This window comes from Cohaesibacter marisflavi, assembly GCF_963665895.2.
Classification (GTDB): Bacteria; Pseudomonadota; Alphaproteobacteria; order Rhizobiales; family Cohaesibacteraceae; genus Cohaesibacter; species Cohaesibacter marisflavi.
The window spans coordinates 4,372,700-4,386,103 of the sequence record NZ_OY762534.1; the positions used below are offsets into that span (position 1 = coordinate 4,372,700).

10 protein-coding genes are annotated in these 13,404 nt (G+C 55.9%); 4 read left to right on the forward strand and 6 right to left on the reverse strand.

What is annotated here, in order from left to right; all coding sequences use genetic code 11:
* Window positions 1-7 precede the first annotated feature (7 nt).
* From hutG to hutI, 3 genes are read right to left on the reverse strand one after another with little or no spacing between them, the layout of a single operon-like run.
* Window positions 8-817, reverse strand: a complete 810-nt coding sequence (hutG, locus tag ACKPCT_RS20425; RefSeq protein WP_319567824.1) for an N-formylglutamate deformylase — start codon at window positions 815-817, stop codon at window positions 8-10.
* A complete protein-coding gene (hutH, locus tag ACKPCT_RS20430; RefSeq protein ID WP_319567825.1) occupies window positions 804-2,360 on the reverse strand; it encodes a histidine ammonia-lyase in 1,557 nt (518 codons plus the stop codon). Before hutH ends, hutG begins: the two co-directional genes overlap by 14 nt.
* A gap of 4 nt (window positions 2,361-2,364) precedes the next feature.
* Entirely contained in the window at window positions 2,365-3,528 is a 1,164-nt protein-coding gene (hutI, locus tag ACKPCT_RS20435) for an imidazolonepropionase (RefSeq protein ID WP_319569446.1), read from the reverse strand.
* Window positions 3,529-3,707: 179 nt separating this feature from the next.
* On the opposite strand from hutI, the gene ACKPCT_RS20440 reads away from it, so the two are divergent.
* The 4 genes from ACKPCT_RS20440 (at window position 3,708) to ACKPCT_RS20455 (ending at window position 8,668) form a co-directional block, all read left to right on the forward strand.
* The gene (locus tag ACKPCT_RS20440) at window positions 3,708-5,084 is read left to right on the forward strand and encodes a formimidoylglutamate deiminase (protein ID WP_319567826.1); all 1,377 of its coding nucleotides are present in this window, start codon (window positions 3,708-3,710) and stop codon (window positions 5,082-5,084) included.
* Window positions 5,081-5,788 carry a GntR family transcriptional regulator gene (locus ACKPCT_RS20445; protein WP_090074057.1) on the forward strand — a complete coding sequence of 236 codons (708 nt, stop codon included), beginning with the start codon at window positions 5,081-5,083 and terminating at the stop codon, window positions 5,786-5,788. The genes ACKPCT_RS20440 and ACKPCT_RS20445 overlap by 4 nt, the downstream gene beginning before the upstream one ends.
* Window positions 5,789-5,998: 210 nt before the next feature.
* Entirely contained in the window at window positions 5,999-7,195 is a 1,197-nt protein-coding gene (gene fabV / locus ACKPCT_RS20450) for an enoyl-ACP reductase FabV (protein ID WP_319567827.1), read from the forward strand.
* 621 nt (window positions 7,196-7,816) lie between these two features.
* The gene (locus ACKPCT_RS20455) at window positions 7,817-8,668 is read left to right on the forward strand and encodes an enoyl-ACP reductase FabI (protein WP_319514296.1); all 852 of its coding nucleotides are present in this window, start codon (window positions 7,817-7,819) and stop codon (window positions 8,666-8,668) included.
* An 88-nt stretch (window positions 8,669-8,756) separates the two neighbouring features.
* Here ACKPCT_RS20455 and ACKPCT_RS20460 read toward each other — a convergent pair whose 3' ends face one another.
* The 3 genes from ACKPCT_RS20460 to ACKPCT_RS20470 form a co-directional block, all read right to left on the reverse strand.
* Window positions 8,757-9,101, reverse strand: a complete 345-nt coding sequence (locus tag ACKPCT_RS20460; RefSeq protein ID WP_319514295.1) for a zinc ribbon domain-containing protein YjdM — start codon at window positions 9,099-9,101, stop codon at window positions 8,757-8,759.
* Between the two features lie 176 nt (window positions 9,102-9,277).
* Window positions 9,278-10,720, reverse strand: coding sequence for an NAD-dependent succinate-semialdehyde dehydrogenase (locus ACKPCT_RS20465; protein WP_319567828.1), 1,443 nt, complete (start codon window positions 10,718-10,720; stop codon window positions 9,278-9,280).
* A gap of 217 nt (window positions 10,721-10,937) precedes the next feature.
* Entirely contained in the window at window positions 10,938-13,052 is a 2,115-nt protein-coding gene (locus tag ACKPCT_RS20470; RefSeq protein ID WP_319567829.1) for a methyl-accepting chemotaxis protein, read from the reverse strand.
* Between the last annotated feature and the right edge of the window lie 352 nt (window positions 13,053-13,404).

A 13,404-nucleotide genomic window follows, 5' to 3' on the forward strand; every position in this document is an offset into this window, starting at 1 on the left:
TCAAGTCTTATTGTTCTTTGCCGGAAAGGTGGGGTGCGAGTGCGGCCAGATCGGTCAGGATCGCCTTCAAATGCACGCGCAGCGCTTCGGCTTTTTTGTCATCATAGTCAAACGGGGGCTCTTCGCGGACCAGATGGGTATCCTGTGCCAGTTCCATCTGGATCACATGGACCTTGTTGTCCGGATCGCCATAATGGCGCGTCGTCCAGCCGCCCTTGAAGCGACCATTGAGCACGGCGGTGTAGCCCTCAGCGCCCATGGCGTGGGTGGCGACGGTCTTCTCAACGCATTTGCAGCAGGTTTTGCCCTCATTGGTGCCGATGTTGAAATCGGGCAGCTTGCCTTCAAAAAGGAAAGGAATATGGGAGCGGATCGAGTGACAATCATAGAGAATTGCAAAGCCATGGATGGCCTTGACCCGTTCGATCTGGGCCGCAAGGGCATCATGATAGGGCTTGTGCCAGGCAAGGCGGCGGGCTTCTATCTCTTCAGCGTCGGGCTCCATGCCATCCTTGTAGATCGGCTTGCCGTCAAAATCGGTGGTAGGGCAAAGGCCAGTGGTATTCTGGCCCGGATAAAGCGACTCGTCGCTCGGGGCGCGGTTGGCGTCGATCACGTAGCGATGGAAATTGGCGCGCACCATGGTTGCGCCTTCCAACAGACCCGAATAGAGCCGGTCGACAAACCAGTCGGTGTCAGCAAGGACCTTGCCCGTTTCATTGAGCTTTTCTTCTACCGCGTCGGGCAGGTGGGTGCCGACATGGGGGAAGGCCAGGATAATCGGGCTTGTGCCTTCGGTAAGGTCAAAGGGCTGCATCGAGCGCCTCCAGTGAAATCAGATAGTCTTTGGAAATTGCATCAAGCATGGTGCGGTCTGCGATCAGGGCGCAGGCGGCCTTGAGGTCCGGAGCCATGAAGCGGTCGGTATCAAGACTCGGAATGTCTTGCCGGAGGCGGGCAATGGCCGTTTGCAGGCATGGGCTCGTCTTGAGCGGCAAGCGATGCTCCACACCCATGGCCGCACAGAGCAGTTCCACGCCCAGAATGTTGGCAAGATTGTCCGTCATGCGCTTGAGGCGGCGGGCTCCATGAGCGGCCATTGAGACATGGTCTTCCTGATTGGCGCTTGTGGGCGTGCTGTCTGTCGAGCAGGGGTTGGCCAGATGCTTGTTCTCGCTCATCAGGGCGGCGGTCGTCACTTCGGCAATCATCAGGCCGGAGTTTAGGCCCGGATCCTTGGCAAGGAAGGGCGGAAGATCAAAGGAGAGGGCCGGATCGACCATGAGTGCAATACGCCGCTGGGCAATGGCACCAATCTCGGAAATGGCAAGGGCGATCTGGTCGGCGGCAAAGGCAACCGGCTCGGCGTGGAAGTTGCCACCTGAAACGATGCGATCGGCCTCAATGAGCACGAGCGGGTTGTCGGTGGCGGCATTGGCTTCGATCTGCAAGGTCTGGGCGGACATGCGCAGCAGGTCAACGCAGGCGCCTGCCACTTGTGGCTGGCAGCGGATGCAATAGGGGTCCTGCACACGGGCATCGCCATCGCGATGGCTTTCGCGGATTTCAGAGCCTTCCATCAGCTTGCGCATGGCGCTGGCCACTTCGATCTGGCCGCGATGGCCACGGAGTGCGTGGATTTCCGGCAGCAGGGGTGCTGTGGAGCCCATGATGGCATCCGTGGACAGGGAAGCGGTCACGAGGCAGGCTTCGGCCATGCGCAGGGCGCCAAACAGTCCGACCAGCGCAAAGGCGGTGGAAACCTGCGTGCCGTTGATGAGGCCAAGGCCTTCTTTCGGGCCAAGGGTGACCGGTGTAAGGCCCGCTTGGGTAAGGGCTTGCGCGCCAGACAGGCGGGCGCCCTCATAGGTGGCTTCGCCTTCGCCGATCAGCACGGCGGTCATGTGCGCCAGTGGGGCAAGGTCGCCTGAAGCCCCAACCGACCCTTGGCTCGGGATGATGGGGGTCACACCCGTTGCGAGGCAATTTTCGATCAGTTCGAGAATCTCCCAGCGAACGCCGGATGCGCCGCGGGCCAAAGACAACAGCTTCAGCGTCATGACGAGACGTACGGTGGCCGGTTCCATCTCTTCGCCCACGCCGCAGCAATGGGAGAGAATGAGATTGCGCTGCAGGGTGGCGGTGTCTTCCGGCGCGATCTTGACGCTGGCAAGTTTACCAAAGCCAGTGTTGACGCCATACACGGCTTCTTCGCCAAGGGCAGCAAGGCGCACGCGATTGGCGGCTTCTTCAATGGCTGGTTTGGCGCTGCGGTCAATGGTGACAGAGTGACCCTGACGATAAATGGATTCAAGATCCTTGAGCGTTACGGCGCCGGGAACGAGAGAAACGGTAGCCATTTTATTATGCACCTCCCCAGATGCGATCTTCTAGCGGGTTGAAGCCGATGCGATAGGCCAGCTCTGCCGGATGAGCGGCATTCCAGATGGCGATATCGGCACGAAGGCCTTTTTGCAACATGCCCCGATCGGCAAGGCCGAGGGCCTTGGCTGCGTTGCGGGTGACACCGCTGAGCGCTTCTTCTGGCGTCAGGCGGAAAAGGGTGCAGGCCATGTTGATGGTCAGCAGAAGGGATGTGAGCGGCGATGTGCCCGGATTGCAATCTGTCGAGATGGCCATGGAGACGCCATGCTTGCGCAACAGGTCAACCGGTGGGCTCTGGGTTTCGCGCAGGGTGTAAAAGGCACCGGGCAGCAAAACGGCAACCGTATCGGCCTCGGCCATGGCTTTTACGCCAGCTTCATCGAGATGTTCCAGATGATCGGAGGAAAGTGCGCCGAATTTGGCAGCAAGCGCTGCACCACCCAGATTGGAGAGCTGTTCGGCATGGAGCTTGACCGGCAGGCCGAGTGCCTTGGCCGCTTCAAATACGCGGGCAATCTGCTCAGGTGAGAAGGCGATGCCTTCACAGAAGCCATCAACCGCATCCACAAGGCCCTCTTCATGGGCCTGTTTGAGGGCTGGTAGACAGACCTCATCAAGATAGAGATCCGGCTTGCCTTTATAATCGGCAGGTACGGCGTGGGCGCCAAGATAGCTGGTGCGCACGGTGACCGGACGCTCCTTGGCGATCCGCTTGGCAACGCGCAGCATTTTTAGTTCGCTCTCGATATCGAGGCCATAACCGGATTTGATTTCAAGGGTGGTGACGCCTTCTGCGATCAAGGTGTCAACGCGGGGCAGGGCGCTGGCAAGCAGGTCGTCTTCGCTGGCTGCGCGGGTGGCTGTTACCGTGGAAACAATGCCGCCACCTGCACGGGCAATCTCTTCATAGGTGGCCCCTTCAAGACGCATTTCAAATTCGCGCGCACGATTGCCCCCAAAAACAATGTGCGTGTGGCAATCGACCAGAGCGGGTGTGACCAATGCGCCATCTACGTCGCGGCTCGGCCAGTCCTTCATGTGTTCTGGAAGAGTGGCAAGCGGGCCGCAATAGGCGATTGTCTCGTTCTCTATGGCGAGCGCTCCATCGGGGATGAGGCCATAGGGCTCCGCGCCTGTTACCATTGTTGCCAAGGTGGCGTTTTTTATCAAAAGTCGCGTCACTGATTGCAATCCGTGCTTGATTATGTTGCGATTTATGTGAATATACATGCACATAATAATGAGGCTGTCAACGAGACTCTCGAATTAATGCCGCTATTATCGGCAAAACTGATCACGATCGCGTTGGAGAATAGTAAGTGATGAAAATTTATGCAGAAAAGGCGTTGCTGCCGAATGGCTGGCAGAATGATGCTCTTGTGTCGATTGGCGCGGATGGCAAGATAGCACAGATCGAGAGCGATGTTGATGCCGCGCGCGCAAGCGAGGCTGAGAGCAGAGTGGATATTCTGTTGCCTGCGCCGACCAATCTGCATAGCCATGCCTTCCAACGCGCCATGGCCGGCATGAGCGAGAAACGCGGGCCCGAACCGCTCGATACCTTCTGGACCTGGCGCCAGATCATGTATCGCTTCCTTGATATTCTGACGCCCGACGACATTGAAGCCATTACGAGCTTTGTGCAGATGGAAATGCTGGAAGCGGGCTATGCCTGCAACACCGAATTCCATTATGTGCATCATCAAGCGGACGGGACGCCCTATGACAATCTGGCCGAACTGTCCGAGCGGGTGGTTTCTGCCGCCGAGACATCCGGCATCGGATTGACGCTGCTGCCTGTGCTTTATCAATATGGCGGCTGTGATCAGCGGCCTCTCGGGGCTGGGCAGATCCGGTTTGGCAATGATTTCGAGCGCTTTGCACGACTGCATGAAGGAGCGTCAAAGGCTGTGGCGCATCTTGGGGGCGATAGCCTCATTGGCGTTGCACCCCATTCTCTGCGGGCTGTTTCGCCCGATGCTCTGGCCTCTTGTGTGGCCTTGGTAGGAGAGCGCCCGTTGCATATGCATTTGGCCGAGCAGGTCAAGGAAGTGGAAGAAGTGGAAGCTGCCTGGGGCAAACGGCCCGTCGACTGGCTGCTTGATACCCATGATGTGGCGTCGAACTGGTGTCTTATCCATTGCACGCAGATGAGCGACGACGAGACTGACGCGCTTGCGGCAACCGGTGCTGTTGCCGGACTTTGCCCGATGACTGAATCCAGCCTTGGGGATGGTATCTTCAATGGGGTGCGCTATCTGGCCAAGGGCGGCAAGCTGGGGCTCGGGTCGGATTCCAACATCCGCATTTCCCTGTCTGAAGAATTGAGAACGCTGGAATATTCGCAGCGTTTGCGTGATCGTTGCCGGGCGAGTGTTGCCACAACGGAGCGCTCCACAGGGCGGGTGCTGTTTGATGCGGCCGTAACCGGTGGGGCTCAGGCTGCTGGTCGTGCTGCCGGAGCGCTTGCCGAGGGGCACTATGCAGACCTGCTGGCGCTTGATGCATCATCTGTGATGCTGGATGGCTGCGCGGGGGACGAAATTCTGGATAGCTGGATTTTTGCTGGCGATGATCGTTTGATAACAGATGTCTGGTCTGCGGGGCGGCATTTGGTTATAGATGGAAAACACACGAGGGGAGAAGAGATTTGCGCACGCTATATCCAGGTAATGAGACGGCTGAGGCAGGAATTTTGAGCGAGAAGACAAAAGAGGGTACCAGTTGGACCCAGATCAGAGAAGAAGTGCTTCGGCGGATCAATGAGCGAATTTGGCAGCCCGGTGAGATAATTCCCAATGAGTCAGAGCTGGCCGAGGAATTTCACTGCGCCAGAACGACGGTCAACCGTGCCCTTCGAGAGCTGGCGACATCAGGCATCGTGACGCGCAAGCGCAAGGCGGGCACTCGGGTTGCCGTCAATCCGCCACACAAGGCAATCCTGACCATTCCGATCATTCGCGAGGAAGTCGAGGCCAAGGGTGCATTCTATCGGCAGAATCTGCTGATCCGTGAAAATCGTTCCCTGCCTGCCTTTTTGGCTGGGGCCTTCCGTGTCGGTGATGATACGCCGCTTCTTTACACCGAGACTGTGCATTTTTACGACAATCAGCCCTTTATCTATGAAGAACGCTATACCAGCCTTGATGCGGTTCCTGATTTCGAGGCTGCCGATCTGGAAAAGGTGACGGCAAACGAATGGCTCGTTCAGAATGCGCCTTATTCGGGTGGCGATGCGAGTTTCTTTGCCGTTTCGGCCGATGCCAAGCTGGCCAGAGCCTTTGATATTCCTATCGGCGGCGCCTTGTTTGCAACCGAGCGCAATACATGGTTTGCGGAAAAACCGATCACCCATGTGCGGCTGGTTTATCATCCCGGCTACCGGATGCGCACCAGCTTCTAGGCTGCATCTTCCTTGCCTCTATCTTGCTTCTGGCATCTATTCGGGCTCTCAGGAGCGAATGCACCGGATCGTGGGCCTCTGTTTTTTAACAGGGGTCTTTTGGTTAAGTGTGGCCACTTTTTTCAGTTGCTTGGTTGCGCTATTTTGCTTGTGTCGGGCCCAAGATGGATGAGCCCCTGTTTTTGATCACGCATTGCTGCTTGGACTATCATGATTATTCATCCCGTTATCAAGGGGCAGGTTGCCAAATCCTGCCACCCGGTTGGCTGTGGCCAGGCGGTTGCTGAACAGATTGCATATGTGAGCCGCGCCCCGCAAATTGCCAAAGGGCCACGCAAGGTTCTGGTGTTGGGGGCGTCTTCGGGCTTCGGGCTTGCCTCGCGGATCTCATTGGCCTTTGGCGGAGCACGGGCCGATACCATCGGTGTCGCCTTCGAGCGCGGGCCTTCGGACAAGGGCGTCGGCTCGGCCGGCTGGTATAATCTCATTCATTTCAGTCACATGGCCCGCAAGGAAGGGCTGATCGCGCGCAATTTTGTTGGCGACGCCTTTGCTCCGGACATGCGGGCGAAAGTCGCTGACTATATTCGCAATGAATTTGGCGGATCGGTGGATCTGGTGGTTTATTCTCTGGCCACCGGAGCAAGGCCCGATCCGGAAACGGGTGAACTCGTGCGTTCCACCATCAAGCCGATAGGAACTGCGACGCGCGGCTATACCATCAATCTGGAAAAGGATTGTCTGGAAGAGCAATGTCTGGAACCTGCGACAGATCAGGAGATCGAGGATACCGTCAAGGTGATGGGTGGCGAGGACTGGCAAAGCTGGATATCGTTTCTGAAAGGCGAAGGTCTGCTCGCGGAAGGCTTTGAAACGCTGGCCTTTTCCTATATCGGGCCGGAACGCACTTACGACATCTACCATCATGGCACGCTCGGGCGGGCCAAGGCTGATCTGCATCAAACCGCAGACCGGATTGATGCGGCGCTGAAGGCGCAAAAGGGTCAGGCCCATGTGGTTGTCTGCAAGGCTCTGGTGACAAAGGCCAGTGTGTTTATTCCAGGTCTGTCGCCCTATCTGCTGGCGCTGTTTCGCGTGATGAAGGAAATGGGACTGCATGAAGGCTGCATCGAGCAGATGCAGCGGCTTTATGCGGACACACTCTACCGCGCGGATGGCACCATTCCGGTCGATGCCGAGCGGTTGGTGCGAATTGACGACAGGGAGCAGCGCGCCGATGTGCAGGAGAAGGTTGCCGCGCTTCTGGACAAGATGACACCTGAGACCTTCCGCTCCATCGGTGATTATGAAGGCTACAAGGGCGACTTCATGAAGCTCAACGGCTTCGGACTGGAGAGCGTCGACTATGAGGCGGATGTGGATCTTGACCGCTACAGGATGGAATAGGGAGCTGGCGGGTTTCGCGGCGGCGTCCTTGTTTGATTCTGACTTGCCAGCCTTTTACGCCTTTTGAGGGTTGAAAATGCCCTCTCAGGGTAATCACATATTGTTTCAAATTGTGTTGGAAATGGTAATCTTCGACCGTCTCGCAAGGCCAAGGTAAGTGGCTTTTTGCTCCAGAAATCCATTAAAATTCAATATTTACAATGGCTTGTTTGTTTTTCTTGGATTTTGTGTAGGGTTGCTCTTGATGACGCTTTTGGGTGTCTTGATGTTCACTGCTGCCCGGGCGCCTCTGTTGGCATTTCACGATTTGTCCCATATATTTAACTAACATGTTCAGCGAACATTTTGATTGCTCCGCGTCGGTAAGATTGAAGCAGATCCTGCCGGGAGTTGTAGGTGGATGTGGATCTCGGACAGCCCTGTCACAAATCCACACCGTGCCGTCATTTTGTCATATTGAAGTTTGGAACGCGTGGTATCTAAGGCGGCCTTTCGGGTCTTGAAGACTTGAGGCGCTTGTTGAGTTTTGAATCAATTGGAGTTTTGACGCATTCATCCGTGACCTTTTGATGAAGGCGTATTGTCTCCGGTGTCTTGGGACCATCCGTTCAGGATGAAGAAGTGGATCGATTGGCGATGGGTTGGCAAGGACAAGTCCTGAAATATAGTGCATTTCTCGACAAACGGAATTTTTTGGCTCCGGTGCCCGATAATGAGGCTCCGAGACAGGACGTGCGCGAGGAAAAGGCTGTGGCTCCTGCCGGCAAGGCCATGATCGTGGGTGTGAGCTCGCGGCGTTCCATCGGCTTCGGTATTGCTGAACATCTGGCTGACCATGGTTGGAATACCGTGGTGACAACGCGTCGCAAAGACAAGTTCATGCATATTTCTCAGCGTCACGAGGTGCGTGAGCTCGATTATCAGGGATCTTTTGATGATCTGGATGATCTCAATGATGTGACCGGTCTTGTCTATTGCATCGCCAAGTCGAATGTGACGACGACCAAGGGTCTGCTTGGCACCAGCCGCGATGAATTTTTGCAGACGATGAGCGATAGCTGCTATTCCTACATCGCCGTGATCGATGAAGCGCTCAAGCGGAATCCCAATATCAAGTCGATTGTCGGGTTGTCTTTCCTCGGTGGGGAGAAGGTTATTCCCGGCTATGATGCGATCGGGGTGGCCAAGGCTGCGCTTGAACAGACCAACCGTATTCTTGCCTGTGAGCTCGGAGATCGCGGCATTCGCGCCAATATCGTTTCTGCCGGTTCACTGCGCACGCCAGCCTCGCGCGTGTTGCCTGATTTCAGCAAGGTGCATTCCATCTTGAGCCGCCGGTCCTTCCTGCGGCGTCCGGTGACCACTGAAGAGATTGCGGGTAGCGTGGAATTTCTGCTGAGCGATGCTTCGGGCGGGATGACCGGAGAGGTGATCTATGTGAATGGTGGCCTCAACCATTCCATGATGCTCTGATGCACCCAGTCGTGCGTATCTGGTTTGATCCGCGCCAATAACGCTCAGTCGGGATATGAACAAGGCCTCCTTGCGGAGGCCTTGTTTTTTAGTCATTCACCTTCTTGATGAATTCCGATTTTAGCCCCATCGGGCCGATGCCCGGAATGCGGCAATCGATGTCATGGTCGCCGCCAACGACGCGGATATTCTTCACCTTGGTGCCGACCTTGACGACATCGTTGGTGCCCTTGATCTTGAGATCCTTGATGACGGTGACGGTATCCCCATCGGCAAGAGGGGTGCCGTTTGCATCGCGAACAATCTCTTCGCCTTCTTCTTCTGCCGCCTGTGTGAGCGACCACTCGTGGGCACATTCAGGGCAGATCAGCAGGGCGCCGTCTTCGTAAGTGTAGGTGCTGCCGCATTGCGGGCAGGGTGGTAGTTCGCTCATGGCGGGTCCTATCTCTCTTTGCCCGTAGGGCAGGGGCTTGGTTGATGTCTCAGTGCCACGTTGTCTCATCAAGTACAACAGGGATTCGTACTATCCTTGCGTTTGGCGCGAAAAACCCGCCCCTGTCGGGAGGCGGGTTCTTTCAATTTCTGATTTTTGGGCTTTTCTTTGGCCTGTTAAATGCCGCCAAGGCACACATATTTGACTTCGAGATAGTCCTCGATGCCATATTTGGAGCCTTCACGGCCAAGACCAGACTGCTTGATGCCGCCGAACGGAGCCACCTCGGTGGAGACAAGGCCGGTATTGACGCCAACCATGCCGGTTTCCATCGCTTCAGCAACGCGCCAGACGCGGGAGAGATCATTGGCGAAGAAATAGCCTGCAAGGCCGAATTCGGTGTCGTTCGCCAACGCAATGACTTCCTCTTCGGTTTTGAAGCGGATGAGCGGGGCGACCGGTCCGAAGGTTTCCTCGTTGGAGACGAGCGCGTCAGCCGGCACGTCGGCAATGACCGTCGGTTCAAAGAAGGTTCCTTCAAGACGAGAGCCACCGGTGAGCACCTTGGCGCCTTTTTCCAAGGCATCCTTCAAATGGGCCTCGACCTTTTCAACTGCATCCATATTGATGAGTGGGCCGACGGTGACGCCTTCATCCATGCCGTTGCCGGGCTTGAGCTTTGCCACAGCTGCGGTGAGCTTCTCGGCAAAAGCATCATAAACGCCTTCCTGCACATAGAGGCGGTTGGCACAGACGCAGGTCTGGCCATTGTTGCGATATTTGGCGATCATGGCGCCTTCCACGGCGGCGTCCAGATCGGCATCATCGAAAACGATGAAGGGAGCGTTGCCACCCAGCTCCATGCTCATTTTCTTGATGCTGTCTGCGCACTGGCGCATGAGGATCTTGCCCACGCGGGTAGAGCCGGTGAAGGTGATCTTGGAAATTTTAGGATTGACGCACAGCTCTTGCCCTGTTGCGGCAGAATGGCTGTTCGGCACCACATTGAAGACGCCTTTTGGCACGCCTGCGCGCTCGGCCAGAACAGCCATGGCCATGGCAGACAGTGGCGTAAGTTCTGCCGGGCGCGCCACAAAGGCGCAGCCCACAGCCAGCGCCGGAGCGACCTTGCGGGCAATCATGGCGTTGGGGAAGTTCCAGGGTGTGATGGAGCCGACGACGCCAACTGGCTGCTTGAGCACCATGATGCGCTTGTCGCGCTGATGGCCGGGAATGATATCGCCATAAACCCGTTTGGCTTCCTCGGAGAACCATTCGATGAAGGAGGCGCCATAATGAATTTCTCCAATGGCTTCAGGCAGGGGCTTGCCCATTTCTGCGCACAGGATCTGGCCGAGATCGTCGGCATTTTCGACCATCAGGTCGAACCATTTGCGCAAGATGGTGCCGCGTTCTTTGCCCGTGCGCTTGGCCCATTCCTTCTGGGCTTCATAGGCAGCATCAATGGCGGCCTTGACATCGTCAATGCTGCAATCGGAAACCTTGGCGATTACGTCGCCCGTCGCGGGGTTGGTGACATCGAAAGTGGCGTCGAGTTGTTTCCATTCGCCATTAATATAGGCGCGGGGTTCTAGAAGGCTTTTGTCTTTAAGGTTCATGTCATTATGTCTTTCGCGCGGTAAATTTGTCCGGGTCGATATCTGACAGGCCCGGTGCGTCTTGAAAATCGTGTTGACCCTAAGGGATCACCTTCAGCATCGCAAGTCATGCCTATTGATGACGGTTATTGTGTGAAGGGGCGCGCAAGAGAGGGGCAATAAAAAGGCCGCCTCGGGCGACCTTTTATCGTGTTTTTGCTTTGAATGGGCGAAGGGATCAGGAACCGACAACCTTGCGGATGTCTTCAAAGAAGCCGCTGACGCTTCTGCGCAGGTTGCTGGATTCGTTGGTCAGCTCGCTTGCAGATTCACTAACGTGACGAGCTGCTTCGCCGGTTTCACTAGCCGAGGTGGAGACGCCTGCAATGTTGGAAGAAACTTCCCGCGTGCCTGCGGAGGCTTCCTGAATGTTGCGTGCGATTTCCTGCGTGGCTTGCCCTTGCTGCTGCACCGCTTCGGTGATGGCAGCGGCAATCTGGTTCATATGTTCGATGGTGGCCGAGATTTCGCCGATAGCGGTAACCGCTCCATCGGTTTCGTTCTGAACCGCTTGAATCTGCTGGGCGATCTCGTCCGTTGCCTTGGAAGTCTGCTCCGCAAGGCCTTTGACCTCTGCGGCGACAACCGCAAAGCCCTTGCCAGCTTCGCCAGCGCGTGCGGCCTCGATGGTCGCGTTGAGTGCAAGCAGGTTGGTCTGTTCGGCCACATCCGTGATCAGCTTGACCACCTCTCCGATGCGGGTTGCCGCGTTGGAAAGGCCTTCGATCTTGCTGTTGGTGCGATTGGCCTGCATCACCGCCTCGGACGCAATCTGGTTGGATTGATCCACCTGACGGTTGATTTCATTGACCGAAGCGAATAGCTCCTCGGCAGCCGATGCAACGGCTTCCACGTTGGCTGAGGCCTCTTCGGAGGCCGCTGCCACAGCGTTGGATCGCATGGAGGTGCTGTCAGCGCCCTGTGTCAGTTGTTGTGAGGTCAGATCCAGACGCTCAACAGAGCTGGAAACCGTATCCAGCAGGCCAGAGATCTGGGCATCGAAAGCCTGGGCGAGTTCGTTGACCTTGGCTGCCCGACGCAACTGTTCCTCTTTTTCCTTCTCCTGCTCCTTGGTGAGCTGTTCGGCCCGCAGGGAGCTTTCGCGGAAGATTTCAAGAGCATGGTTGATCTGGCCGATTTCATCCTTGCGGTTGAGATAGCCGATGGTGACGTCATACTGGCGATTGATCAGGGCCTTGATGGTTTCGGTGGTCGCAGCCAATGGCTTGCGGATCACGGATTGACCGACAAGGAACAGGGCCAAGGAGACGGCAACGATCAGAACCAGACCCGTGATGACGACAGACATGGTGATCTGACGGCTTGCCGCATAGACGCTATCAACCGGAATGGAAACGATGAGGGCAAGGGAATTGCCCGTGTTGCCAACGGGAACCGGATCGATAAACCGGATGACGTCTGTAGCCAGAGTGTTGGAGTATCCCTCGAAGGTCAACGGCTTGCCAGACTTGATGGCGTTGAACAGTTCGGCCTGATGAGACAGATCCGCTTCGCTGCGTCCCTCGTTCCAGTTTTTGCCAAGAAGAGTGCTGTCCGAATGGGCAATCCATTTGCCTTCTTGCGAAATAAGCTGCACGGTGCCGCTGCCAAGAGGCTTTATCGAAGACAGATAATCTGAAAGCTCGGTCAGGATAATATCTGTACCGGCTACACCGATGATGTTGTCGCTGGCGTCCTTGATGGGAACAGCCAGAGAAACACCGGTCACGGTCTTGCCGCCCATGTCCCAACTGTAGGGCTCAGTGGCGTAAGGCTTGCCGCTATCATAGGCGCCATAGAACCAGCTCAGCTCTTCGCGGGATTTGCTATCCATATCCGCGATGGTGCGGAAACCGATAGAACCGTCCGGGTTACGGAAGAAATATGGGCGCCAGACGCCCGAGGCATCATGATACTCGGAATTGGCGGCCTTTGTGTCTTCACCATCAAGCTTGTTGTCGATGACGGCGCCCCATGTGCCGGAAAGCTCAGGAGTCTTTTCCAGCATATGCAGCAGCATACCCGACCAGGCTTGCCGGTTGGTCATGTCATCCTGCTTTAGGCTTGTAAGAGCGTTGGCAATGTTGCCAGCAGAGGTCAGGCCATATTGCAGAGTATTCTTGACCTCTGCAACTTGCGTTTCGGTAACGGCCTTGGCTTCCCTGAAGGTCGTTTCCTTGGTGATGGAGGAGCTTTGCCAACCGATAAATGTAATGCCTGCAGCGAGGACCACGATAAGGGTCAATATGCTTGCTACGAGCATTTTGGTTGTTATCATCATTCTTGAAAACATGGCGCAGATCTCTTTTTCGGTGCTACCGGGCGTTTTTACTGGTTATTGATAATTTTGCTTAGGTAAGAGTGTAGCGAATTTTCCTTAAGTATTTGTTTCTGTGATTTCTGATATCCGAATGTGTGAATTCAATTTTTGTTTTCTTTCCTTTGGCTAAAACCTTTGCGTGTCTTGGTGTCTCTTTGAGTTGTATTTGGTGTACTTGGCGCTTTGTGCAATCTGCGTGAGGAGATTCGCAAGGAAAGGCATTCTGGGCAGGTCTTGCACCGCCAGCTTCCGGCAATTTCCTGCAACTGACAAATCTTGCCATGTTTGAGGGTGGCATGCGACGGATGTTGAATTGGAATAAGGC